The organism is Xylophilus sp. PBN-3R (assembly GCF_057747805.1).
This window is the reverse complement of record NZ_CM173225.1, coordinates 2,368,820-2,391,823: the sequence shown is the minus strand read 5'-3', so window position 1 is coordinate 2,391,823 and position 23,004 is coordinate 2,368,820. Positions and strand designations below refer to the sequence as shown.

Sequence of the window (23,004 nt, the reverse complement as noted above, 5' to 3'; positions counted from 1 at the left end):
TCCGGCCAGTTGGTGCTGGAGGCCGGCATCGTGACGCCGGACCCGGGCCGCACCGGAAAACGCGGCATCGCCTCTGCCAGCAGTCGCGAAAAGGGTTCAGCCGGCCGAATTTTCGGCAGGCGCGTTGTTTCGCCTGAGCATCAGGCCGGCGCTCGCCTCGTTCAGCCCGACGATCTCGACCACGCTGCCATGTTTGCTCAGCCGGTCCGACACCTTTTGCAGCGCGGCGATGGCGGTGATGTCCCAGAAGTGGGCGCGCGATACGTCGATGGTCACCGGCCGCTGCTTCACATCGCGGATGTCGAACGCATCGACGAAGATTTCCGCCGATGCGAAAAAGACCTGACCGGCCACCTCGTAGCGCAGCGAATCGCCTTCGTCGTACACCTGCACCGCCAGCAATTGGGACACCTTGAAGGTGAAGAACACTCCGCTCAGCAGCACACCGACCGCAACGCCGGCCGCCAGGTTGTCGGTCACCAGGGTGATCTGCACCGTCGCCAGCATCACCACGCTCGAAGTGCGCGGGTGGCGCACCAGGGCGCGCAGCGAACGCCAGTCGAAGGTCGATGCCGACACCATCACCATGATGGCCACCAGCGCCGCCACCGGCACCATCGCCACCCAGGGCTTGAGCAACACCATCAGGATGAGCAGGAAGGCGCCGGCGAACAGCGTGGACAGTCGGCCACGGCCGCCGTAGCGCACGTTGCCGACGGTCTGGCCGATCATTCCGCAGCCGGCGATGCCGCCGAACAGGCTGGCCGCCACGTTGGCGATGCCCAGGCCCGAACATTCGCGGTTGCGCGAACTGGGGGTGTCGGTCAGTTCGTCCACCACGCTGGCGGTCATCATGGATTCGAGCAGGCCCACCATGGCGATGGCGCAGGCGGGCAGGGCGATCAGGCGCAGGGTTTCCAGGTCCAGAGGCACGGCGGGCCAGCCGAAGGCGGGCAGCGCATCCGGTAAATGCCCCAGGTCTGCGACGGTGTTCACCGGCAGGTGCAGCCATTGGGCCAGCAGCGTCAGCGCCACGATGCAGATCAGCGGCGACGGCACCATCCGGGTCAGGCGCGGCAGCAGGTAGATGATCACCAACCCCAGCGTCAGCAACGCCCAGGTCGCGGTGTTGGCGCCATGATCGGCCTGAAGATGCGGCAGTTGCGCCGAGAAGATCAGCACCGCCAGCGCATTGACGAAACCGGTGCGCACCGAGCTCGACACGAAACGCATCAGCACGCCCAGCCGCAGCAGGCCGAAGGCGATCTGCACCACGCCTGCCAGCATCCCTGCCGCCAGCAGATAGGGCAAGCCGTGGGCGTGCACCAGCGGTGCCGCCACCAGGGCGACAGAGCCGGCCGCGGCAGACACCATCGCCGGCCGGCCGCCGGTGAAGGCGATCACGATGCCGATGACAAACGAGGCGAACAGCCCGACCGCCGGATCGACGCCGGCGACGAAAGAAAAGGCGATGACTTCAGGGATCAGCGCGAAGGTTGCGACGGCGCCGGCCATCAGTTCGCGCGGAACGCTGGGACACCATTCGGTGCGCAGGCGGGAAAGGGACATGGAGTGTTGTGTTGTGGTTTCTGGCGGACAAAACGTCACGCTTTCATGGCAGCATCGGCGGTTTTGAGCGCTCGGCACGACCTGTGCTTGTACTGACTTCATCCGGGTGCTGACCGAGCCGACATTTTCGCGTGCGGCGGGCAGCCTTCAGGGTCAGAGGGAAAACATGATTCGATCTTCGTCACTGGGCGCACGCCTGGGTTCCGGTTACGCCATCGTCTGCCTGCTGCTGCTGGGCGTCGTGGCACTTGTCAGCTGGCAGCAGATGCGTCTGCAGGCCGCCATGCAGTCCATCGTGGAAGTGGGCAACCGCAACACCCGCACCGCCACACAGATGCTGCAGCACCTGGGAGACGTGTCGGTCGGCATCCGAAACATGGCGCTGCTGCAGACCCTGCCCGAACTCGATGCCGAAATGGCCCGCATCAACGGCGCGCTCAAGGCCTACGACGGCCTGAGCAAGGAACTGGACGGCAAGCTGGCCCAGCAGGAAGGCCCGGCCGAAGCCGAGATCGCCCAGTTGCGCAGGATCAAGGCTTCGCAGGTCGGCACCGTGCCCCTGGTGCTCGACGCCGCCAAGCTCGGCATGGACGGCGCCGCACCCGAAGCCACCCAGCTCATCACCGAAAAGATCCGGCCCCGCATCGAGGAATGGAACCAGTCCGTCATCGCGCTCATCGAGATGCAGCAGCAGCGCGGCGAGACCGCCTATGAAGAAGCCCGCACCGCACGCCGGCAGGGCCTGACCGCGCTGGCGGTGTTCGCGCTGGCCGCCGTGCTGCTCAGCGTGGTGATCGCGGTGCGCACCACCCGTTCCATCACCGTGCCGCTGGGCCAGGCGGTGCGTGCCGCCGAAAACATCGCGGGCGGCGACCTCTCGTCTGTCGCGGCTTCCGACCGTGGCGACGAAGTCGGCCGCATGCTCCAGTCCATCGGCCTGATGCAAACCCGGCTGCGCGAGATCGTCGGCGGCATCCGCGACGCATCGGATTCCATCCGCACTTCGGCGGGCGAAATCGCCGCGGGCAACCAGGACCTGTCGCGCCGCACCGAAACCACCGCCAGCAATCTGCAGAGCGCCGCCGCCGTGCTCGACACACTGACGCAGGCCGTGCACCAGTCGGCCAAGGCGGCCGAGCGTGCCACGTCGCTGGCCAGTTCCGCATCCGATGCCGCGGCCGAAGGCGGCGCTGCGGTGTCCAAGGTCGTCTCCACCATGGACGGTATCTCGTCGGCGTCCAAACGCATCGGCGACATCACCGGCGTGATCGACGGCCTGGCTTTCCAGACCAACATCCTCGCCCTGAATGCCGCCGTCGAAGCCGCGCGCGCGGGCGAACAGGGCCGTGGTTTTGCCGTCGTGGCCAGCGAAGTGCGTTCGCTGGCACAGCGCTCGGCGGCGGCAGCCAAGGAAATTCGTGGCCTCATCGCATCGTCCATCGAACAGGTGGACGTCGGCTCCAGCCTGGTGCGCGAGGCCGGCAACGGCATGCAGCGCATCGTCGAGAGCGTCGACCGGGTGACCGGCGCCATTGCCGAGATCCGGTCCAGCTCGGCCCAGCAGGACGACGAGATCGCCCAGGTCGGCGGTTCGGTGAAGGAGCTCGACCGCATGACGCAGCAGAACTCGGCGCTGGTCGAAGAATCGGCCGCCGCTGCCGAAGGCCTGCGGGAATTGACGGTTCGGCTGGGTGAACTCATCGACCATTTCCGCACCGAGGAATCCGTCGCGGCGCGGTTGGCGACACCGGTGGCAGTGCCGGCTCCGAGCCGCAAGCTGTTGACGGCCTGATTGCCAGTGCCGAGCCGTTCCGCCATCGCCGCTGCCGCTGCCGGGCTTCTGGCGGCCGCCTGTTGCCAGACTGTCTGCGCAGCCACGGCCGACATCCCCGGCGCCACCATCGTGCCACCGGCCGCATCGGCGGACGACACACCCTTCAAACTGTCGACCGGCATCTACAACGTGTCGGGCGGCGGTCTGCCTGCCGGCCCAGGCCTCGACGTGAATCTGCGTTACGGCTATGGCGGCGGCAACCATGTGTGGCTCGGTTACTACCGTTCTCCGGCGATGGGTTTTTCGCAGCCGCGCGCGGGCTGGGATGCGGTCTACGGCGTGGGGTCGGTCAGGCTGCTGCCTTCGCTGCAGGTGGCGTCCGGCGGCTTTGTCGGTGGCAGCCTGGCGGCGGAGACCGGCACCACCTGGTTTGCAGGTGGCGGTCTGGGCCGTACCAACCTGCGCAACTACGCCAACCTGAACTTCGATCCCAACGACTCGATCACCCTTTACGGCGGCTACCGATGGGACGACGCCGACAGCGTGGTGCTGCAACTCGTGCGCGACAACCGGCTGAATCCGGACCAGCAGAACCTGCACCTCATCTGGCGCAACGAATTGTCCGACGGCGAACGTTTCACGGTGGACCTCCTTGCCAAGCAGGGCACGGTGGACGACCGTTTCGTCCGCCGTGCCGGCGTGTCTTTCAACTACGAATGGCAGCGCTGGTTCGTCAAGGCGGCGCTGGACCCGAAGGTGAACTTCACCGCGCAGAACATGGTGCGCGTTTCAACCGGCGCCCGTTTTTGAGTCGGCTGCCCGGTCGGTCCACCGGTAACCGGGCGGCGCCACATAACCGCCGTAGATCGCTTCGAGCAGACCCGCGAAGGCGATGGTGCTGCGGTCTTCCAGGTAAGGCCCCATCGCCTGTGCGCTGATCGGCAGGCCGGTTTCGTCGAGTCCGACCGGAAAGCTGGTGGCCGGCAGACCGGGCAAGACCGGCAGGCCGGCCCAATAGAACAATTCCAGGAAACTCAGCTGCCGCTCACCGCCGTCGAAAGCCGCCGGGAACAGCCGCGCATCCTTCGGCAGGCCGTGCTGGTGTTCGAACGCGGGCAGGGGAGCGACGGGTGTGACGACCACATCGAAGTGTTCGAAGAACCGTTCCCACTGATGACGGAGCTGGAAGCGGGTCTCGTTGAAACGCAGCCATTCGGTATGCGGCAGGGTCGATGCCCGCAGCCATGCGGCGTCGGCGCTGTCGTCGTCGGGTGCCAGCGCGGCCAGCCTGGCCTGAGCCGCGTCGCTCAGTGCCGGCGGCTTGGCCAGCGACGAACCCTGCAGGCTGCGGTAGACGCGGTGCTGCAATTCCAGATCCGGCAGCGGTCCGGCCGGCAGATCGGCCAGCCGTGCCACCTTCGTGCCTTGCGTGGCCAGGCGTTCGGCGACCCGTCCGATCACCTGTGATTCGTGCCGGCTTCGGGCGGTACCCGGCCACTGATCGAGCAGCAGAACCCGGAAATCCTTCAATGCGGTGTGCCGTGCCGGTGGCAGCGTTGCCTTCCACGCCTTGGCGGCCAGCGGCTCGCGGTTGATCAACAGTTCGAGCGCCAGTTCCAGGTCGCCGGCACTGCGCGCGAGCGGCCCCGCGACGGTCAGGTCGCGGTCGGCGATGCGGCCGCCGGGCGCACCGGTGCCGCGCAGGGTGATCAGCCCGGCCGATGTCTTGTGGCCGTACACGCCGTTGAAGTGAGCGGGTATGCGGATCGATCCACCGATGTCGGTGCCGAGTTCCAGGGCCACCAGGCCTGCAGCCAACGCCGCCGCCGATCCACCGGAAGAACCTCCCGGCGTGCGCCGCAGATCCCAAGGGTTGCGGCTGACGCCGTATACCGCGTTGTAGCTCTGCAGGTCGGCGTTGGCCAGCGGAACATTGCTCTTGCCGAGAATGATGGCGCCGGCCTCGCGCAGGCCGGCCACGGCGGGCGAGTCCTGCGCGGGACGGTTGTCGGCATGGGCCGGATCGCCGCCGCTGGTGACCAGGCCGGCGGCGTCGAACGATTCCTTGACGGTGATCGGCACGCCCAGCAAGGGACGACGTTCACCGCGGGCCAGCGCTGCATCGGCGACCCTTGCCGCGGCGCGGGCAGCTTCGGCGTCGAAATGGACGATGGCATTGATGGCCGGATTGAATCGTGCGATGCGGGCAAGCGTGTGTTCCAGCAGCTCGGCTGCCGAAACCCGGCCGTCGGCCAATGCTTCGGCCTGTTCTCGGGCGCTGGCAAAACTGAGGGCATCGAGTGTTTCGATGTAGCTGGCTTCGGGTGTGTCGTCTGTTGTCATGGCGATGTTTGCCGGTCACTTGCGTGGTTCGATCCAGGCGTCCGACAGGTCTCCTCCGGCGAGGTCGATGCTGTTGGTCAGCTGGTGTGCACGGCTGCTGTAGACCAGCGCCGACTGCACGGTGACGATCGGAAGAACCGGCAGGTCGCGGCCGACGATCTGCTGGATTTCCTTGAACTGCGCAGCACGTTTGCCGGCGTCCTGCTCCGTGGCCGCCTGGCGGAACAGCGTGTCGACCTGCGGGTTGTCGTAGTGGGCGGCGTTCACCCAGATCAGCGGATTTCGAACGCCGTCGCCCCAGTAGATACGCTGGACGCCGACGGTCGGGTCGAACAGCCGGCCTAGTCCGTTCAGGTTGATGTCGAAATCGCGATGGGTGTAGACCCGTTTCAGGAAGGCCGGTGCGTCGCCGTCCAGCACCGTGACCCGGATGCCGATACGTGCCAGCGCGATGCGAACGTATTCGCTGCTGCGCTTGAATTGCTGGCCCGGCAGGAAACTCAGGCGAAGTCCGAAACGCTGTCCGTCGGCGCCCTTGGGCAGTCCGGCTTCGTCGAGCAGACGGTTGGCGGCGGCGATGTCGAACGGGTAGCGGAAGGTGCTGTCGTCGTAGTAGTCGGCCAGCACCCGTGGCACTGGAGAATTCACGACTTCGGCACGTTTGTAGTAGACGGAGTCGCGGATGAAGTTGCGGTCGATGGCCTGGGCGATGGCGTGGCGTACCTGGGGTTTGGCGAGGATCGGGCTGTCGACGTTGAACTCCAGGAACAGGGCGTTGTTCAGGAAGGCGTCGTAGGTGTTGTCGACCCTGAGGTTGGGCAGCGCGGACAGCCGGTCGAGTTCGGCCAGGCCGACGCCGAGGGCGGCATCCACTTCGCCGGTCTCGATGGCGGCGGCCAGGGCCGCCGGGTCGCGCGTGAACTTCAACACGAGGCGGTCGAGGTGCGGGAAACCCTTGCGCCAGTAGTCCGGGTTCTTCTTCAGCAGCACGTGGCTGCCACGCACCCACTGCTCGAAGATGAACGGGCCCGTGCCGATGGGCGCATTGCTGTTGACGCTGGCAAGCGGCTCGACATCGCGGTAGCGGTGCGCCGGCACGATGGGCAGTTCGGCCGACGAGAAAGACCGGATCAGGAAGGGCGACGGTTTGCTCAGCACAAGCACGGCGGTGAGAGGGTCGGGTATGTCGACGCGTTCCAGGTTGGCCAGCGTGATGCGGCCGCGCGCCCCCTGTTTCTTCTGGGTCAGGAGCGAGAACCGGACGTCTTCGGCGGTGAAATCGCGGCCGTCGTGCCACTTGACACCGGGCCGCAGCCTGAAGGTGTAGGTGAGGCCGTCGGCGCTGACCTGCCAGCTGGTGGCCAGCAAGCCCTGTGGCTGGAAGGCCGCGTCGTAGCGCAGCAGGCCTTCGGTGATCTTGCCGCTGATGTTGCGTGCATCGGTGTTGGTGTCGAGGAACGACACCAGGCGCGCCGGTTCTGCGGCCAGCGCATAGGTCAGGGTGCCGCCCTCCACCGGTTTTGAGGTTTGGGAAAAAACGGCGAAGGGCAGGACGGCCAGTGACAAGCCGAGAAACAGGCGGGATATCTGCATGAAGGGAAATCGTTGGATTGAAACGCCGGGGTGCGTTTCATGTTCCGTCGAATTCATGCGGATGTTTGGAATCGTTTTGAATTTGCAAATGACGGAAACGATTGCCGGTGGATTCGTCGTTGGCCAGATAATGCCAAAAGATTAATTGGACATAATCCCGGAAACCGTGCGGTCCGGGATCGATCGGGTGGATCACCACAAAAAACCTTTGAAATTCCAGGGAAATCGACGTTATCGGCTGTTTGCCGGCGGGTATGTGTCTGCCCGGCGACATCTTAGAAAACCCTCTCGCCTCGAGGGACCGGCCAAGGCATAATTCGCCGACATCAACGAATCATGGAAACGAGGCTGGAGTGGAGATTGTTATCGCTGGTTCCGCTGTTTTGTGCGCTTGGGGATATTGGCGCGCAAGGCAATATGGCAAAGAAACGCAACTGGATTATCGGCGCTGGGTCGCTTTTTATGACGGTTCCTATTCGCCATTGAACCATTCCAGAATGGGTTCTGCGTTCATTGCGCAGGCCCTGCGTTATGGCGCCGAAATCGGCGTCTTCGTTCCCGACCAGATCGCACCCATGCGCGATTTCCTCAAGGGCCAGAAGACCAGCGCCATGCTGCTCGCTTTGCGTGACAAGGCGCTTCCGGCCGTCTACGGCGTGCTGGGCGAAAAGGTGGTCAACAACACCCCCGCCCGTGCCATCGGCATGCTGATGCTGCTTTCTTGGTTTGCGCCCGAGGGCAAGGCCGACGAGCAGGTTCGGCAGGCGCTGGTCCGCTGCTGAAGCCCGCAGGCCCCGAAGGCGAGGGCCATTTTCAATGGCAAAGAAAAAGCCGCCGAGTCGGCGATCCTGCGGATCGCGACTGGGCGGCCTTGAGAGTGGCTCCTCGACCTGGGCTCGAACCAGGGACCTACGGATTAACAGTCCGGCGCTCTACCGACTGAGCTATCGAGGAACGTAAGCGGCACACCTGCCCGTTTCGATGGACGGGCGGCGGCTGCCAGGCATTGCCTGACAGCGTGATCATGTTTTGTGGCTCCTCGACCTGGGCTCGAACCAGGGACCTACGGATTAACAGTCCGGCGCTCTACCAACTGAGCTATCGAGGAACAGAACAGCCTCAAATTATATACAGAAAAAACGCCGGTTAGAAAGACGCTCGCATTCCGATGCGAAAAGTTCTTGCCGCACCCGGGAAAAGGTACACATGGCCGTACTGGGAAGGCGACTCGCGCCAGTAGCGGCGGTCGGCGAGGTTGTCCACGCTGGCGGTCCAGGTGACGGTGGTTCCGCCGGCAGTTCGCTGGTCAAAACGCAGGCCGGCGTCGAGGCGTGTCCAGCTCGGCAGCTCGATGCTGTTGTCGGCGGTGACGTCGCGGCGGCCCTCATATGACAGTCCGCCGCTCAGCTCCAGACCTTCCATGCCCGGCACCTTCCAGCCGGCCTGGGCGCGCACCGTCTGTTTGGGCACGTTGGTCGGATGTCTGCCGTTCAGGCTCGGGTCCTGGATGCTGTTGCGGCGCTTGGCGTCGATCACGGTCACGCCGCCCATCAGCCGCCACGGACCCTGTGTCCATTGGCCACTGGCTTCCAGGCCCTGGTGTTCGGCTTCGCCGTCGTTGGCGCCGGTGCAGGGGCTGATGCCCAGGTTGGCGCAGGCGTCCAGGTTGGTCACCGGCCGCAGGATGCGGAAATACGCGGTCTGCCACGACCAGCCGCGCTCTGTGCCCTTCAGGCCGAGTTCCCATTGGCGAGACTTGAGCACCGGCAGCGCCTGGCCGGCGTTGGCGTACTGCGAAACCTTGTTGGGCACGATCTGCGATTCGACGCCCTGACCGTAGCTGGCGTAGACCAGTCGGCCGGGCATGAATGCGTAGCTGGCGGCGACCCAGGGCGTGGTCAGGTCCTGGTCGTAGCGGGTGGGGCGGCTGCCGTCCGTGCGTACGCTTTCGCGCGAAAGATGGGTTTGCCGCACGCCGAGCCAGGTGGTGAAACGCTCGTTCCAGCGCACCGCGTCCTGCAGCGACAGCTCGAGCGTGTGTTCGTCGCGGTTGGTATTGCTGTCGGTCAGCGTCGGGTCGGCGGTGGTGACGGCGGTGCCGGTCACATTCCCTTCGCCGACATAGTTGTAGGCCTGGTCCTGAAAACGGTTGCGCACCCGGCTGGCGGTGAGGCCCACGCTCAGGTCGTGCCGCACGGCGCCGGTGAGCAGTTTTCCGGCCACGGCCAGGTTGGCTGCCTGTTGAACCCGCCGTTCATTTTCGCTGCGGAAGTCGTACAGGTCATAGGTTCCGTCGGAGCAGAAGCGGTCGTAGTTGCCTTCCTTGCCGCAGCCGAAGGCATAGGCCAGCCGGTCCTGGCTCTTCAGGCGCTGCTGGCCCACTTGTGCGCTCCAGCGCCAGTCGGTGCCGATGGCCTTGGTGTAGCGCACGGTCCCGGTCAGCGCGTCGAAGACCGACGGCTGCGACCAGGGCTGGTTGTTCAGGTTCAGGCGCGGATCGACCGGCGCCGGCAGCTTGTTGCCCAGCAGGCTGAAGGCCTGCTGGCTGGGCTGCGACTTGTGGCTCCATTCCAGTTCGGCTTCCAGTACCGAGTCGCCGCCGATGCGCCAGTCGCCGGCCAGCGCGGCGAGGCTGCGTTCGCCGTCCAGGTTGCGCAGTTGCGGCCGCAGGCGTTCCTGGGCGACGTTCAGGCGCAGGCCGAACTGGCGGTTTTCGCCGAAACGGCTGCTGATGTCGGCGGCCCCCAGCAGGCTGGCGCGAGATGTGGCTTCCACCCGCACTTCGCGGATGTCCCGGTCGCCAGGCCGCTTGACGACATAGTTGACCAGGCCACCGGGCGCGCTGGTGCCTGCCTGGATGCCGCTGGTGCCTTTCAGGATTTCCACCCGCTCCTTGTTGTCCAGAGGGATTGCGGTTTCGGCGCTGATCGGCAAGCCTTCGCGGCGGTAGTTGAAGCGGTTGTCCAGCACGAAACCCCGGATGCTGACGAAGTCCCAGTAACCCGGGGAATCGTAGGCGTCGCTGATGGACGAATCGAAACGGGTCAGGTCGGCCAGGCGTCGAGCGCCGCTGGTCTGCAGCATCTGCTGATCAACCACGGTGGCCGAGATCGGGACTTCGCTCAGCGGAATTTCGCCGAAGCCGGTCACGTCGGCCTGCGGCGCGCTGCGCGAAGCATTGACGGTCACCGCGTCGAGCGTTTCGGCGGGCGCCGGACCTTGCGCTTGGGCGGCGTGGGCGGCGAGCGCCAGGAAAGCCAGGGACGCATGGGCCAACGGAGCCCGCGGAAAGAAATCAAGTGAAAAAACTGCCATCGTCGTGCCTTCGAACAAACGTGTGGCAGGGACGGCAGGCGACCGCAAACGGCCCGCAACGGCACTGTCCGGCAATCGATGAAGAGGGGGCAGGGCGCAGGGCGGTCTGTGGCACACGCTTTCCCTGCGCGAGGATTACCTCAATCAGGTTCCAAGGGACTCTCTCAGTCGCATCGGATCCTGGCGGTTGGCCCGTCCGATGCAACACCCCTAGCGGTCTCGCCCCGGGACCGCCGGGACGAGCGGCGCAAATTGTAGCGCGCCGTTAACAAAGGTCAGCGACTGTCAGGGAAGCCGTGGCGCGGATTCCCGTTCCTCGACCGGTGGGACGACGGTCACCGCTGCCGGCGGATTGGAGCGTGCGTCGTCCCGGGCGGTGGCGAAGATGTCCCAGACCGCAATGAACATGGCCGCGATCACCGGGCCGATGACAAAGCCGTTGAGCCCGAACAGCGCCATGCCTCCCAGGGTGGAAATCAGCACGATGTAGTCAGGCAGTTTGGTGTCCTTGCCGACGAGCAGCGGACGCAGGATGTTGTCCACCAGTCCGATGACGAATACACCGACGAAGATGAGAATCAGGGCCTTGACGATCGCGCCGGTCGCCAGGAAATAGAGGGCCACCGGCGCCCAGACGATGGCCGCACCGACTGCGGGCAAAAGCGACAGGAAGGCCATCAGCACGCCCCACAGAACCGCGCCGTGGATGCCCATCACGATGAAGGTGACGCCGCCGATCAGACCCTGCGCCACGGCGACCGCGATGTTTCCCTTGACGGTGGCGCGGATCACGGTGGTGAACTTGCCGAGCAGTTTGCCCTTGTGGCGTTCTTCGAGGGGAATCGCGTCGCGGATCATCACGGACAGTTCGCCGCCGTCCCGGATCAGGAAGAACAGCAGATACATCATCACCGTGAAGCCCACCAGGAAGTCGAAGGTGTTCTGGCCGAAATTGATGGCAGACGCGGTGAGGTTGCGGCCGCCCTGGTTCACCAGGTCCATCACCTTGGCCTGCAGGGCGCCCATGTCGCCGACGCCGAAGCGGTCCAGCAGGCGCATGGCCCATTGGGGCAAGTGATCGAATATCTCTTGCAGGTAGCTGCCGATGTTGATCTGGCCCGACTGCAGTTTGGCGTATAGCGTGGTCGCCTCTTGCACCAGCGAGGCGGTGATGAGCGCGGTCGGCAGGATCACGATCACCAGGATCAGGCTCAGCGTGGCAAGCGCGGCAAGGTTTTCACGCCCCTTGAAACGCTTTCGCAACCAGCGGAAGACCGGGCGGAACAACATCGCGAGGATGGCCCCCCAGAAGACTGCGCCGTAATAGGGAAAGAGGATCCAGCCGAAGGCCAGCGTGACGCCGATCAGCAGCAGGATGAATGTTTTTTGTTCTACGGCGTTGGATTTCATGGAATGGCCCGTTGGGGGCTCTGGCTGTAATCGGCCACGGCGGGGTGCCGTGGTGTCGGATGCTAGCCAGGTTAATGGGTGGTCCCGCGTCGGACTTCATCCTGATACGCACCCAGTCAACTCCTATGGTGACAATGCTTCACTTTTCCTGAACGCCACCCGGCCCGCCTGCCTTGACCCATAGATTCCTGCGCAAACTTGCCTGCACCGTCGCCCTGCTGGGCGCAAGCCTGTGTTTCGCTGCATCGCCGAGCGACGACACGGCTGCGGCTGCGGCCTCCCTGGACACCGCGCGCGACCAGCTCACCGCCATCCAGAAGCAGATCGGCAGCGATGCCGAGATAGCGGATGCAACGCTGGCCACCCTGAGGACCGGGGCGCTGGAGACCCAGGCCGCGGCGGAACAGGCGGCTACCGCGCTCGACCCCGCGCTGTCCAACGTCACCGCGCGCCTGGCCGAACTCGGGCCGGCGCCCGCGGCCGGCGCCACCGAAGCGCCCGACATCGCATCGCAGCGTGCGTCGCTCGAAAAGCAGCGCAAGCAACTCGACTCGCAAGTCAAGCTGGCGCGCCTGCTGTCGGTCGAAAGTGCGCAGGCGGCCGACGCGGTGGCCGTGCGGCGCCGGTCGCAGTTCAATGCGCAGATCGGCGAACGCACTTCGTCGATGCTGGCCGCACCCTTCTGGCAGGAACTGCGGTTGGGCGTGCCGCGCGACTGGGTGCGTGTGCAGGTCATCGGCCGGACCATTGCCGCCACTGCATCCACCACGCCCTGGACGGTGTGGGTGGGTTTCGCGGCGCTGGCCATGGGCCTGTTCTTCCTCCAGCAATGGGCCGGCCGCAAGTTGCTGCGTTTCGCGTCGAGCCGGGTGCCGCCAGGGCGGCTCCGCCGTTCCCTGCTGGCGCTTTTGCGGGCGCTGCTGGCGATCGTCGTGCCTGGTGTCGTGGCGCACCTGATCCGGCTGGGGATCGGCTGGGGCAGCACCCCGAGCGAAGCGCTGGACAGCCTCATGGCACGTACCGTCGGCATGGTGTGTTTCGCGGCTTTCCTGTGGGGCCTGGGCCGTGCGCTGTTGGCCGCCCACAAACCGTCCTGGCGTTTGCCGCCCCTCTCCGACGCGATGGCACTGTCGCTGCGCCGGCATCCGCTGATCCTGGCGGTGGTGATCGTCATCGGCTGGGAACTCGAGCAGCTGGCGGTGCTGGCCAACGGCGCACTCGCCACCACGGTGGCGCTCGACAGCATCTACACCCTGGTGCTGGCGCTGGTGCTGGTGTCGATCCTGATCCGGGTGCGCCGGGTACGCCATGCAGAACGACTGGCCGACGCAGCATCTGCCGTGACCGTGACCGCGGCCGCTGCGGTGAAGGACGCACCCGCGCTGCCGGCCAAACCCGCGCAGCACCTGGCGCGCCTGCCCTGGACCAGCGTCGCGCTGGGGGCCATCGCGCTGGTGCTCGGCGTGAGTGTGATCTGCCTGTTGGTGGGTTTCGTGGCGCTGGGTGGTTTCATGGTGAAGCAGATCGTCTGGAGCGGCACGGTGGGTGCCGTGGCATACCTGCTGGCGGCTCTGCTGGACGACGCCTTCACCGCTGCATTCACCCCAGTCGGCGGTGCAGCCGCCATGGCCGAGGACCCGGGTCTGCGTGTGCGCGCCCAGGCAGGTGTGCTGCTGTCGGCGGTGTCGCGACTGGCGGTGGTGCTGTTCGGCCTGGTGCTGGTGATGGCGCCTTTCGGCCAGGGACCCGACGAATTGCTGCAGCGCGCCGGGCAACTGCGCGACGGCCTGGCCATCGGCGAACTGCGGCTGCAGCCGGCCGCGGTGCTGCAGGCGATCTTTGTCTTCATCGCTGCCACCGTGGGTGTGCGGCTGCTGCAGCGCTGGCTGCGTGACCGTTACCTGCCGACCACCGGCCTGGATGTCGCCATGCGCGACTCCGCCACATCGCTGTTGGGATTCGTAGGCACGGTGGCCGCGCTGGCCTTCGCGCTATCGGCGATCGGGCTGGGACTCGAACGTATCGCGTGGGTGGCCAGTGCCTTGTCGGTGGGCATCGGTTTCGGCCTGCAGGCAGTGGTGTCCAACTTCGTGTCGGGCCTGATTCTGCTGGCCGAGCGGCCTGTGAAGGTGGGCGACTGGGTATCGCTGTCGGGTGTCGAGGGCGACATCCGCCGCATCAATGTGCGGGCCACCGAGATCCAGATGGGCGACCGGTCCACGGTGATCGTGCCCAACTCGGAATTCATCACCAAGATCGTCCGCAACGTGACGCTGGCCAATCCGCTGGGCCAGGTGTCCTTCAAGTTGCCGATGGCGCTGGATGCCGACGTGATGAAGGTGCGCGACATCATGCTGGCGGTCTTCCAGTCGCATGACGGCGTGCTGAGCGAGCCGCCGCCCAAGGTCTTCCTCGAAAGCGTCGAGAACGAGCGGCTGATCTTCGCGGCCAGCGGTGCGGTGTCTTCGCCGCGCCAGAGCTACGCGGTCAAGAGCGCCTTGCTGTTCGAAACGCTCGTGCGCCTGCGGTCCGCCGGGCAGTTTCCGGCCAAGCCGCCCGAGCCGGTGGAGACACCGAAGGCCGACGCCGAGGTGCCTCAGCCCGGCTCGGCTCTGCCACCGCAGACCTGAACGGTCATGGCGTTTTCTCCTGGCGCGGGCAACCTGCGTGAGCTGACGGCTCAATTTCCTTTCAAGGGCCGGCTGGAGGCCATCTGGCTGCGGCCGGCGCGGCGTGTGCCGACGGTGTCCGTGGCGTCGGTGCTGGCCGTGGCGGGCAAGGGGTTGGAGGGCGACCGGAGCATGCAGGCGGTGACGGTGGGCGGCAAACGGCAGGTCACGCTGATCCAGGCCGAACATCTGCCGGCCGTGGCCGGTTTTCTGCGCCGCCCGTCGCTCGACGGATCGCTGCTGCGGCGCAATCTGCTGGTGTCAGGCCTGAACCTGATGGCGGCCCGGGCACTGTTCAAGGACGCTCCGTTGCACCTGTCCATCGGCGCCGACGTGGTGCTCGAATTGACCGGGCCGTGCGAGCCCTGCTCGAAGATGGAAGAACTGCTGGGGCCGGGCGCCTACAACGCGCTGCGCGGCCATGGCGGCATGACATCCCGGGTGCTGCAGGGCGGGGTGATCCGCGTGGGCGACATCCTGTCCTGCCGATCGGTACAGCCCGGTCTTTTCGACTAGCCGCAGAGGCGCCGGCCCTAGTGGCCGACGAATTCCCAGACCATCTCGGCCAGGCCCTTGGTCAGCACCAGGCCGCAGACCACGATCGTGGCGGCGATGGCGACCATGCGGAAAATACGTGACAGCAGGCCTGGGTTGTCCTGTTCGGCCTCGGCCCACAGTTCCGGTCGGCTGACGTTCGGTGGCGGGCGGACCGCAGGTGGGAGAGCCAGCGTGCGCAACAGTTGCTCACGCCGGAAATGCGAGTCGAGCGGAACCGCTGCCACCACGCGCGGCGCTGCCGGCGCCAATGCCGGCTGCAACGAAACATCCTCCTCATCGAGATCGCTGGCCACAACCGAATCCTCGAAATCCTGGCGCAACCGGATACGTCGCCGGGTGGCACGTGACGGCGTTTGGGCATCGGGCCATTGAGGGTTCGGCATGGAGCCGGATTTTCGGATGTGGACGCGAGACCATCCAAGCGTTTAGTGGGTTCGAGGGTGGTGCGTTCGCATCAGGCGGAATGTGAGTGTCCGCGCACACCTTTGCCCGCCGTTTCTGCGCCTCTGTTTCGCGGCCTCAGACGTTCGCCCGTTTTTGTGCAACAAACAGCAGCCCGGCCACCGGCTCGCCGATTTCGGTCCGCAAGGGATGCGGGCTGCAGTGCAGGTCGGACAGGCCGTTCAACTGCAGCAGTCTCTCGACGTCTTGTTGCCGATGGCGGTAACGCCCACTGGCATGCAGGCCGAAACCTTCGGCCACGGCATCCTCCGGCAGCGCGCGTTCGATGGTGAAGACGAAATGGCCGTCATCGCGCAACGCCCGGGCGACTTGGCCGAGCAGCGTTCCCAGTGCGCCTACGTAAATCAGGGTGTCGGCGGCCACGACCAGGTCGCAGCAGGCCGGGTTGCGTTGGAGCCAGGCACCGATTTCGGTCTTGTGCAGTTCCGAATAACTGCCTCGGGCGGCGGCTCTCTCGAGCATCCTGGCGGACAGGTCCAGTCCTACGATTCGGTGGCAGTAGGGCTCCAGCACCGGTCCACAGAGCCCGGTGCCACAACCCAGGTCGACCGCGTCGAACTGGCGAGCCGGCGCGGCGATGAGCGCCAGGCCTTCGCCTATCAGTTGCGGGCCGCGGTACGACAGGCTTTCCACCAGGTTGGCATCGAACATCTCGGCGAAGGCGTCGAAATGGGCTTCCACATAACGGTCGGCCGCGCGCACAGGGATGCCGAATTGCGCGCAGGCCGCCAGCAAGTGCTGGGCGATGGGGTTGCCGGGCGACTGCTGAAGCCATTGCCGATAGGACTGGGCGGCCTCGGCATAACGTTCGAGGATGTAGAAGGCCTTGCCCAGCATCTCGTGAGACTTGCCTTCCAGAGGCGGCAGCACGAAAACCCGGCATTGCCAGCGCGAGGCCGCCAGGTTGTCGCCGGTGGCGGTGTGCAGTCGTGCCAGCTGCTGCATGGCGGGGATGTAGTCGGGAGACAGTCGCACCGCCTGTTCCAGTGCGGCCCGGGCCTCTGCGATGCGGCCGGTTTCGAGGTGGGCGGTGCCCAGGCTGGTCCAGACGGCGTGGTCGTCGGGCAGCAATCGCGCGGCCTCGGCATAACAACGCGAGGCTTCGTCAAAACGTTCCAGCGCAAACAGCACGTTGCCGAAATCGTTGTGCCAGTCGGCGTTGTCGGGCCTCAGGGCAGAGGCTCGACGCAGTTTCTCCGTGGCTTCCTCGTGCCGCCCGACCTGGTGCAGGTAGATGCCCAGGTAGTGGAGGGCGACGGGTTGGGCGGGGTCTTCAGCCAGCGCAGCGACATAGGCGCGGGCTGCCTGCTCGAGCCTGCCGGCCAGGTGATCGTCGAGGGCGGTCTGCAGCGACATGGGTGTGGCGGTCTAGGGAGAAAACCGCCATGGTATTCAAGGTGGCCGCGCAGCGGCCACCCCGGCCGTTTCCTACCGGGCGTTCGCCGGCACACGGGTCTCGCCGTAGACCTTCAGTTCGCCGGCCTTGTTGGCTGCGGCCATGTCGGTGCTGCGCTGCTTGCGTGCGGCTGCGCGGTCGGCCTTGCTGGCCTTCTTGCCGGCCGCGGCGGTACCTGCGCCTTTTTCGCCGTCGCCGGTGGTTCCGGCGGTTTGGGCGAACGCGGTGCCGGCGGTCAGCAGGGCGGCCAGGGACAGGATCAGTGCAGAATTCTTCATGTGGTTTTCCTAGGAGATTGGAGGGCTGTCGTATCGGGTACGCGGCAGAAATGATGTCCGCTATCGGCGCCTGGCGGCGGCGCATGCGGGGTGCGCCGCCATCGCCCGGAAGGGGGAGGCGGGCCCAGGCCCTGTCAGCCCGATCGCCGGCGCCGCGCCAGCGATTCCTCGATGCAGTGCATCAGCTCTGCCTCGGTGAACGGTTTCTGCAGAAAACACGCGCTGCCGGCAAGCCGGGCGCGCTGTTCGTCGCCGTCCTTGGCAAAGGCTGTCATGAGGATCAGCGGCGTCTGCAATCCGCGTGATCGCAGGGCGCCGAACAGTTCGAAGCCGGTGAAGCCCGGCATGCGGATATCGCTCACCACGCAGTCGACGGCGGCCAGGCGGGGGTCGGCCAGCAATTCGTCACCGCTGCCGTACATCTGAACCTGCAGGCCGGCCGAGCGCAGCAGCCGGCCTAGGGCCATACGCACCGAACTGTCGTCGTCCACGACGGCGATCAGGGAAAGCACGGTCAAGGGTCTTCCTTCCTGGTTCGGGCACCCCGGAGGGTGCCTCGCCGATCAGCCCGCGACCGGGGCGTGCACCGGTGCCAGCACCTCATGCTGGGTGGACGTGCGCTGCGGTGCCTTGTGAACCATGGTGTAGGCGTAGTCCACGCCCATGCCGTAGGCGCCGGAGTGTTCCTTGGCGATGGCCATCACGTCGTTGTAGGTCTCGCGGTTCTTCCAGTCACGCTGCCATTCCAGCAGCACCTGCTGCCAGGTCACGGGCACGACGCCGGCCTGGATCATGCGTTGCATGGAGTAGTCGTGGGCTTCCTTGGAGGTGCCGCCGGAGGCGTCGGCCACCATGTAGATCTCGTAGTCGCCTTCGAGCATGGCGCACAGCGAGAAGGTGGTGTTGCAGACCTCGGTCCACAGTCCGGCGACGACGACTTTCTTGCGGCCGTTGGCGGCCAGGCTGTCGCGCACTTTCTGATCGTCCCACGAGTTCATCGAACTGCGTTCCAGCACCTTGTGCCCGGGGAAGACATCGAGCAGTTCCGGGTAGGTGTAGCCGGAGAAGGACTCGCTTTCCACGGTAGTGATGGTGGTGGGAACGTTGAAGACCTTGGCAGCCTTGGCCAGGCCGACCACGTTGTTCTTCATGGCCTGGCGGTCCATCGACTGCACACCGAAAGCCATCTGCGGCTGGTGGTCGATGAAGATCAGCTGGCTGTTGCGTGGAGTCAGGACTTCGAGCTTGGGGTTGGACATGATGCGATTCCTCTTGAATGGGAACGGATGACAGGCGGCCTGCAGCTTGCGCAGGCCGGAGAGCGGGCGGCGCCGTGCAGCACCCCGGGCAAGGTTAGGAGACCTTCCCGCTCCGCGCATCCTCCTTAGGTGGGGGGTGCGAGCCTGTCGTCCGGTCCGGCCGGCGCGCCGAACTTTCGGTCCTGCGTACGCGCTGGATCGAGGGGGACAATCCCGGCATCGAAAAACGGCCCCATGGGCATGCAGCGGAGACAGGTCTTGGCATCGAACACGAAAGACGATGGTAGCGGCCGGCCATGGCAGTGGCTGGAAATGGCAAGGTCCTGGTGGCCCGCACCAATGACGGTGAATCGCCGCGAACGCTGGAGGGCCCTGCTGGGTGCCGGCCTCGGTGTGTTGGTCACCGGCCTGCTGTGCCGCTGGATGGCGCCGGCGGGTGGGGCGCCCTGGCTGGTGGCTCCGATGGGCGCCAGCGCCGTGCTGGTGTTCGCCGTGCCGTCCAGTCCGCTGGCCCAGCCCTGGCCTGTGGTGGGCGGCAATACCTTGTCGGCCCTGGTGGGCGCCTTGTCTGCGATGTTGATTCCCGACCCCGCATGGGCCGGGGCGGTAGCGGTGGCCGTGGCCATCGGGCTGATGTTCCGTTTGCGCTGCCTGCATCCGCCGGGCGGCGCCGCGGCCCTGCTGTGCGCGATGGGCGGTGTCGGCCTGTCCTTCGTGCTGTTTCCGGTGCTGCTCAATTCGGTACTGATGCTGCTGGCCGGCGTCGCATGCAACCGCCTGACCGGCCGCGCCTATCCGCACTTGCCGGCCACGGGAGCCAGCGATCGGTCGCGTTTCACCGCCGCCGACCTCGATATGGCTCTGGCGCACTACGACCAGATGCTGGACGTCAGCCGTGGTGACCTGGAACAGCTGCTGCAGCGGGCCGAGGCCGCAGCCTACGAGCGGCGATTCGGAAGTCTGCGTTGCGTCGACGTGATGACGCCCGATCCGCTGGCCGTGCAGTTCGGCACCGGGCTCGACGAAGCATGGGCGCTGATGCAGGCCCGGCACATCAAGGCGCTGCCGGTGACCGACCGTTCTCGGCGCATCGTCGGCATCGTTTCGATGGCCGACTTTCTCCGCCATGCCGGCGTAGCGCAGCCGGAAGGACTGAGGGAAAGGATCAGGTCACTGGTGCAGCGCAGCGGGTTGCTGCATTCGGAACAGCCTGAAGTGGTGGGGCAAATCATGACGCGGGAAGTGAGGGTGGCCAGCCTCTCACGCCCGGTCGCCGACCTGGTGCCACTGTTCTCGCAGGTCGGGCATCACCATATTCCGGTAATCGACGAAGAGCGCCGACTGGTCGGCATCCTCACCCAGTCGGACCTGGTGCGCGCGCTTTTCTCCGCCAGCGGTGGGCGTCAGGTTGGCGAGCAGGGCAGGTGAAGGCCGGTGCCATTTTCGTGGGCATCGTGTCCGGAGCCAATGCCGGCGCGGATTCCGGACGTTTCCAACCGGGCTTTCAACAGAGTTCTCCACAAGTTCGCTGGATAAGTCGGGCGAGCGCCGAAGCGGCTTCCTATGGACATGAGGATGATTGTTTAATTTTGTAACAAATGTTGCGTGGGTTCGTCTGGGCGCGCGACCATCGGGCTGATGGTCATCTCATCGACACACGTGCAAATTCACCTCCGGAGCGACCTCGTCAAACCTCTATTCGGCGCGTTGCTGATAGCGCCCGCACTTTCGTTTGCCCAGCCGGCGAACGACGAGTCGTCGATGCTCGAAAAGGTCAGGGGCACGGTGTATGTGCGCAACCTTCCTACCGAACAGGAACACGTGGTGCGGCGCTGCGGTTTTGAATTCCTGGTGATCGCCCGCGACCCGTCGAACGGTCGAGCGATCCAGTTGAAGGGCAGTTTCTCGGCGTCGCAAAACGAGCAAGGCGGGTTCTATGGATGGAGTGGCGTTTTGTATGACGGCCTGCGGCCTGGAGCGGCCGGGTACGCGCCGGCTCGTATCTCGGTTCAACCCGTCAATGGCATGCGGATAAAACAGCCGCTGCCGGCAGGGCCGGCCCACGGCGGATCGCTTCAATACCGGCAAGGTGTGGACGCCGATTTCCAGGTCCTGCTGGCGTCCATCGTGCGCGACCGGGGACTCAAGCTTGGTTTTTCACGAGAGCCGGACGGCCCGTTGATCGAGACCATGCTCGATATGGATGTGTCGGAGATGCAGGTTCAGGACGGACGGGTGACACGTCAGTTCGACAGCGTGGTTCCAGGCCAGATGGGTCGCTGCTGGGGCAGCGGCGGTTCCTGAAACCAAAGCGGGAAAAATTTCAGCCAAAGACGAACTGCGCGATGGCGGAGCAGACGCCGACCACCCCCAACAACACCGCCGCCGCCTGTCCGGCGTACCGCGCACGTTCGTGCCGGCGGGCGACGTTGCCGGTCTGGCCGGCCGACCAACGGGCAAGTGGCGTGGCAGGTACCAACGAAGCACCATCCGGGCCGCCGGCATGCTGGAAATCATGGTGAACGGTGTAGGACCAGTCGTGGGAGCTCATGCGCTGAAGTATCCCGAGCCCGCGAGACCGGGAGAAGACCCCGGTGGTCGAAATCATGTAGGACGAATTCGTGGTCTCGCGACCATGTGCTCTTCAACCTGCAGAAAAGGGCCGCTGCAACGAACCAGCGGCCTTTTGAAGCTGCTTGGGGAAGTCAGTCGAGCGACAGCTTCGCGTTGCGGATCACATCGCCGAAGCGTTTCTGTTCGTTCTGCAGAAAACGCGCGAATTCTTCTCGGCTGACCGGGAAGGGCTCATAGCCGAAGCTGGCGAACTTCTCCTTGGTCTCGGGTGTCGCCAGCGCGGCGGCGATGTCACGGCGGATCTTGTCGGTGACCGGAGCGGGCAGGCCGCGCGGCACCGCGATGGCGTTCCACCCGATGACCTCGAAGTCGCTCGGGCCGCCCGATTCGGCCACCGTCGGCACCGACTCGAATCCTGCCACCCGGCGCGGCGCGGCCACGGCCAGCAGGCGGATCTTGCCGGCCTTGTACAGCGGGCCGGCGGTGCCGCTGCTGCCCAGGGCAAACGACAGCTCGCCGTTGGCCACGGCGGTGTAGAGCTGCGTGGTCTCCTTGTAGATGACGTGTTCCATGTCGGTGCCGGTGCGTGCCTCCAGCAGCTCGGAGCCCAGGTGAACCGGGTTGCCGACCGACCATGAGCCGTAGTTGAGCTTGCCGGGGTTGGCCTTGGCGTCGGCGATCAGGTCGCCCATGGTCTTGTATGGGCTGGTGGACGGCACCGTGACGAAGAAATAGGTACGGAACAGCGGCAGCAGGGGATCGAAGTCGGTTGCCACGTCATAGGGCAGCTTCTTGAACAGCGCGGGGTAGGCGGCCAGGTGCACGTTGTCCAGCTGGATCATGTCGTGGCCGTCTTTTGCACCGCGCTTGAATGCGTCGATGGCGATGAAACCGTTGCCGCCCGGGCGGTTCTCGACCACCACCGGCTGGCCCCAGGTGCGGCTCAGGCGGTCTGCCACCAGGCGTGCCGTGCCGTCGGGGCCGCCGCCCACCGGGAACGGGTTGATCAGACGCACCGGGCGGGTGGGGAAGGCAGGGTCCTGCGCGAAAGCGGAAGAAGCAGCGAAGGGCGTTGCGCCAGTGGCGGCAAGGCCGAGGCCGGCCTGAAGGATGGCGCGGCGGCCGAGGGAATTCGTCATGGGTGTTGTCTCCGGATTTTTTATGGGAAGTCGCCGAGATTGAGCGTGATATCGGAAATTAAAGGTCGAAGAAGACGGTCTCCTTGGCGCCCTGCATGTGGATGTCGAAGACGTAGACCACTTCGCCGCCGCGCCGGGTGCGGCGCGCGACGAGTGTGTCGCGCCGGGCCGCGGGCACGCTGGCCAGCACCGGGTCGGCGGCATTGGCTGCGGTTTCGTCGTCGAAGTACACGCGGGTGAAGGCATTCACCAGCAGGCCGCGCATGGTGACGACGAGGTTGATGTGCGGAGCGGATCCGGCGGCTTCCGCTCCAGGCTTGACCGTCTTGAAGTGGAAGCGGTGCCCGGCATCGGTGCCGGTGCCGCAGCGGCCGAAGGCACGGAAACCCAGGCGCTGCGCATCGGCGACCGTGTCGGGATAAGTGCCTTCGCCATCGGGCTGGCTGATCTCGATCAGTGCATCGAAAACGGTCTTGCCGTCGCCGTCGAACACCCGCCCTTCGAGGCGGATGCGTTCGCCGCGGGCGTCGTCCAGCGCCAGCACCGAATCGAACACCTGGCCGAAGTCGTAGGCGTACTGCACGGCCGTGAGGCCGTAGGCGAAGTAGGGGCCGACCGTCTGGGAAGGAGTCTGGCCGAAGTTGGTTTCTTGTCCGTGCATCATT

The 23,004-nt window shown here is 65.7% G+C and carries 21 protein-coding genes, 2 tRNA genes and 1 riboswitch; of the genes, 7 read left to right on the top strand and 16 right to left on the bottom strand.

What is annotated here, in order from left to right:
* Positions 1-96: 96 nt before the first annotated feature.
* Positions 97-1,569, bottom strand: a complete 1,473-nt coding sequence (locus tag AC3ANW_RS11465) for a SulP family inorganic anion transporter (protein WP_488345295.1) — start codon at positions 1,567-1,569, stop codon at positions 97-99.
* A 166-nt stretch (positions 1,570-1,735) separates the two neighbouring features.
* Here AC3ANW_RS11465 and AC3ANW_RS11460 point away from each other — a divergent pair, with 166 nt between their 5' ends.
* Together AC3ANW_RS11460 and AC3ANW_RS11455 are read left to right on the top strand one after the other, a co-directional pair.
* Entirely contained in the window at positions 1,736-3,361 is a 1,626-nt protein-coding gene (locus AC3ANW_RS11460) for a methyl-accepting chemotaxis protein (RefSeq protein ID WP_488345294.1), read from the top strand.
* A gap of 6 nt (positions 3,362-3,367) precedes the next feature.
* Complete coding sequence (locus tag AC3ANW_RS11455) at positions 3,368-4,153, top strand: hypothetical protein (RefSeq protein WP_488345293.1); 786 nt, start codon at positions 3,368-3,370, stop codon at positions 4,151-4,153.
* Here AC3ANW_RS11455 and AC3ANW_RS11450 read toward each other — a convergent pair.
* Genes AC3ANW_RS11450 through AC3ANW_RS11440 form a run of 3 tightly spaced genes read right to left on the bottom strand, consistent with a single transcriptional unit; the run spans position 4,133 to position 7,475 of the window.
* Positions 4,133-5,686: an amidase gene (locus AC3ANW_RS11450; RefSeq protein WP_488345292.1), complete on the bottom strand. Its 1,554-nt coding sequence runs from the start codon at positions 5,684-5,686 to the stop codon at positions 4,133-4,135. The two genes, AC3ANW_RS11455 and AC3ANW_RS11450, sit on opposite strands and share 21 nt — an antisense overlap.
* Positions 5,687-5,701: 15 nt before the next feature.
* A complete protein-coding gene (locus AC3ANW_RS11445) occupies positions 5,702-7,279 on the bottom strand; it encodes an ABC transporter substrate-binding protein (protein ID WP_488345291.1) in 1,578 nt (525 codons plus the stop codon).
* Between the two features lie 37 nt (positions 7,280-7,316).
* Positions 7,317-7,475: a hypothetical protein gene (locus AC3ANW_RS11440; protein ID WP_488345290.1), complete on the bottom strand. Its 159-nt coding sequence runs from the start codon at positions 7,473-7,475 to the stop codon at positions 7,317-7,319.
* Between the two features lie 157 nt (positions 7,476-7,632).
* On the opposite strand from AC3ANW_RS11440, the gene AC3ANW_RS11435 reads away from it, so the two are divergent.
* Positions 7,633-8,061, top strand: a complete 429-nt coding sequence (locus AC3ANW_RS11435; RefSeq protein WP_488345289.1) for a hypothetical protein — start codon at positions 7,633-7,635, stop codon at positions 8,059-8,061.
* Between the two features lie 96 nt (positions 8,062-8,157).
* Here AC3ANW_RS11435 and AC3ANW_RS11430 read toward each other — a convergent pair.
* The 4 genes from AC3ANW_RS11430 to AC3ANW_RS11415 form a co-directional block, all read right to left on the bottom strand.
* A tRNA-Asn gene (locus tag AC3ANW_RS11430) sits at positions 8,158-8,233 on the bottom strand.
* Positions 8,234-8,311: 78 nt separating this feature from the next.
* Positions 8,312-8,387, bottom strand: a tRNA-Asn gene (locus AC3ANW_RS11425).
* Between the two features lie 38 nt (positions 8,388-8,425).
* Positions 8,426-10,594, bottom strand: coding sequence for a TonB-dependent siderophore receptor (locus AC3ANW_RS11420; protein ID WP_488345288.1), 2,169 nt, complete (start codon positions 10,592-10,594; stop codon positions 8,426-8,428).
* Between the two features lie 103 nt (positions 10,595-10,697).
* A riboswitch (TPP riboswitch) is annotated at positions 10,698-10,816 on the bottom strand.
* Between the two features lie 63 nt (positions 10,817-10,879).
* The gene (locus AC3ANW_RS11415; protein WP_488345287.1) at positions 10,880-12,004 is read right to left on the bottom strand and encodes an AI-2E family transporter; all 1,125 of its coding nucleotides are present in this window, start codon (positions 12,002-12,004) and stop codon (positions 10,880-10,882) included.
* Between the two features lie 173 nt (positions 12,005-12,177).
* Between AC3ANW_RS11415 and AC3ANW_RS11410 the strand changes: the two genes are divergently transcribed.
* Together AC3ANW_RS11410 and AC3ANW_RS11405 are read left to right on the top strand one after the other, a co-directional pair.
* Positions 12,178-14,634, top strand: a complete 2,457-nt coding sequence (locus AC3ANW_RS11410; RefSeq protein WP_488345286.1) for a DUF3772 domain-containing protein — start codon at positions 12,178-12,180, stop codon at positions 14,632-14,634.
* Between the two features lie 6 nt (positions 14,635-14,640).
* The gene (locus AC3ANW_RS11405) at positions 14,641-15,189 is read left to right on the top strand and encodes an MOSC domain-containing protein (protein WP_488345285.1); all 549 of its coding nucleotides are present in this window, start codon (positions 14,641-14,643) and stop codon (positions 15,187-15,189) included.
* Positions 15,190-15,206: 17 nt separating this feature from the next.
* On the opposite strand, the gene AC3ANW_RS11400 is transcribed toward AC3ANW_RS11405, so the two are convergent.
* From AC3ANW_RS11400 to AC3ANW_RS11380, 5 genes are all read right to left on the bottom strand, one after another.
* Positions 15,207-15,614, bottom strand: a complete 408-nt coding sequence (locus tag AC3ANW_RS11400; RefSeq protein ID WP_488345284.1) for a hypothetical protein — start codon at positions 15,612-15,614, stop codon at positions 15,207-15,209.
* 136 nt (positions 15,615-15,750) lie between these two features.
* Entirely contained in the window at positions 15,751-17,049 is a 1,299-nt protein-coding gene (locus AC3ANW_RS11395; RefSeq protein ID WP_488345283.1) for a tetratricopeptide repeat protein, read from the bottom strand.
* Between the two features lie 72 nt (positions 17,050-17,121).
* On the bottom strand, positions 17,122-17,367 hold the full coding sequence (locus AC3ANW_RS11390; protein ID WP_488345282.1) for a hypothetical protein: 246 nt from the start codon (positions 17,365-17,367) through the stop codon (positions 17,122-17,124).
* A gap of 134 nt (positions 17,368-17,501) precedes the next feature.
* Positions 17,502-17,879 carry a response regulator transcription factor gene (locus AC3ANW_RS11385; RefSeq protein WP_488345408.1) on the bottom strand — a complete coding sequence of 126 codons (378 nt, stop codon included), beginning with the start codon at positions 17,877-17,879 and terminating at the stop codon, positions 17,502-17,504.
* 51 nt (positions 17,880-17,930) lie between these two features.
* Positions 17,931-18,626, bottom strand: coding sequence for a hydrolase (locus AC3ANW_RS11380; protein ID WP_488345281.1), 696 nt, complete (start codon positions 18,624-18,626; stop codon positions 17,931-17,933).
* A 339-nt stretch (positions 18,627-18,965) separates the two neighbouring features.
* Between AC3ANW_RS11380 and AC3ANW_RS11375 the strand changes: the two genes are divergently transcribed.
* Together AC3ANW_RS11375 and AC3ANW_RS11370 are read left to right on the top strand one after the other, a co-directional pair.
* Positions 18,966-20,054, top strand: coding sequence for an HPP family protein (locus AC3ANW_RS11375; RefSeq protein ID WP_488345280.1), 1,089 nt, complete (start codon positions 18,966-18,968; stop codon positions 20,052-20,054).
* 231 nt (positions 20,055-20,285) lie between these two features.
* The gene (locus tag AC3ANW_RS11370) at positions 20,286-20,930 is read left to right on the top strand and encodes a hypothetical protein (protein WP_488345279.1); all 645 of its coding nucleotides are present in this window, start codon (positions 20,286-20,288) and stop codon (positions 20,928-20,930) included.
* 19 nt (positions 20,931-20,949) lie between these two features.
* Here AC3ANW_RS11370 and AC3ANW_RS11365 read toward each other — a convergent pair whose 3' ends face one another.
* The 3 genes from AC3ANW_RS11365 to pcaG form a co-directional block, all read right to left on the bottom strand.
* On the bottom strand, positions 20,950-21,177 hold the full coding sequence (locus tag AC3ANW_RS11365; RefSeq protein ID WP_488345278.1) for a hypothetical protein: 228 nt from the start codon (positions 21,175-21,177) through the stop codon (positions 20,950-20,952).
* A gap of 154 nt (positions 21,178-21,331) precedes the next feature.
* Positions 21,332-22,339, bottom strand: coding sequence for a Bug family tripartite tricarboxylate transporter substrate binding protein (locus AC3ANW_RS11360; protein ID WP_488345277.1), 1,008 nt, complete (start codon positions 22,337-22,339; stop codon positions 21,332-21,334).
* A 58-nt stretch (positions 22,340-22,397) separates the two neighbouring features.
* On the bottom strand, positions 22,398-23,003 hold the full coding sequence (pcaG, locus tag AC3ANW_RS11355; RefSeq protein WP_488345276.1) for a protocatechuate 3,4-dioxygenase subunit alpha: 606 nt from the start codon (positions 23,001-23,003) through the stop codon (positions 22,398-22,400).
* Position 23,004 lies beyond the last annotated feature (1 nt).

Excerpts from the sequence above, each read along its gene's own strand:
- AC3ANW_RS11465 (WP_488345295.1), bottom strand. The coding sequence starts at position 1,569 with ATGTCCCTTTCCCGCCTGCGCACCGAATGGTGTCCCAGCGTTCCGCGC.
- AC3ANW_RS11460 (WP_488345294.1), top strand. The coding sequence starts at position 1,736 with ATGATTCGATCTTCGTCACTGGGCGCACGCCTGGGTTCCGGTTACGCC.
- AC3ANW_RS11450 (WP_488345292.1), bottom strand. The coding sequence starts at position 5,686 with ATGACAACAGACGACACACCCGAAGCCAGCTACATCGAAACACTCGAT.
- AC3ANW_RS11445 (WP_488345291.1), bottom strand. The coding sequence starts at position 7,279 with ATGCAGATATCCCGCCTGTTTCTCGGCTTGTCACTGGCCGTCCTGCCC.
- AC3ANW_RS11420 (WP_488345288.1), bottom strand. The coding sequence starts at position 10,594 with ATGGCAGTTTTTTCACTTGATTTCTTTCCGCGGGCTCCGTTGGCCCAT.
- AC3ANW_RS11415 (WP_488345287.1), bottom strand. The coding sequence starts at position 12,004 with ATGAAATCCAACGCCGTAGAACAAAAAACATTCATCCTGCTGCTGATC.
- AC3ANW_RS11405 (WP_488345285.1), top strand. The coding sequence starts at position 14,641 with ATGGCGTTTTCTCCTGGCGCGGGCAACCTGCGTGAGCTGACGGCTCAA.
- AC3ANW_RS11400 (WP_488345284.1), bottom strand. The coding sequence starts at position 15,614 with ATGCCGAACCCTCAATGGCCCGATGCCCAAACGCCGTCACGTGCCACC.
- AC3ANW_RS11395 (WP_488345283.1), bottom strand. The coding sequence starts at position 17,049 with ATGTCGCTGCAGACCGCCCTCGACGATCACCTGGCCGGCAGGCTCGAG.
- AC3ANW_RS11390 (WP_488345282.1), bottom strand. The coding sequence starts at position 17,367 with ATGAAGAATTCTGCACTGATCCTGTCCCTGGCCGCCCTGCTGACCGCC.
- AC3ANW_RS11380 (WP_488345281.1), bottom strand. The coding sequence starts at position 18,626 with ATGTCCAACCCCAAGCTCGAAGTCCTGACTCCACGCAACAGCCAGCTG.
- AC3ANW_RS11375 (WP_488345280.1), top strand. The coding sequence starts at position 18,966 with ATGACGGTGAATCGCCGCGAACGCTGGAGGGCCCTGCTGGGTGCCGGC.
- AC3ANW_RS11365 (WP_488345278.1), bottom strand. The coding sequence starts at position 21,177 with ATGAGCTCCCACGACTGGTCCTACACCGTTCACCATGATTTCCAGCAT.
- AC3ANW_RS11360 (WP_488345277.1), bottom strand. The coding sequence starts at position 22,339 with ATGACGAATTCCCTCGGCCGCCGCGCCATCCTTCAGGCCGGCCTCGGC.
- pcaG (WP_488345276.1), bottom strand. The coding sequence starts at position 23,003 with ATGATGCACGGACAAGAAACCAACTTCGGCCAGACTCCTTCCCAGACG.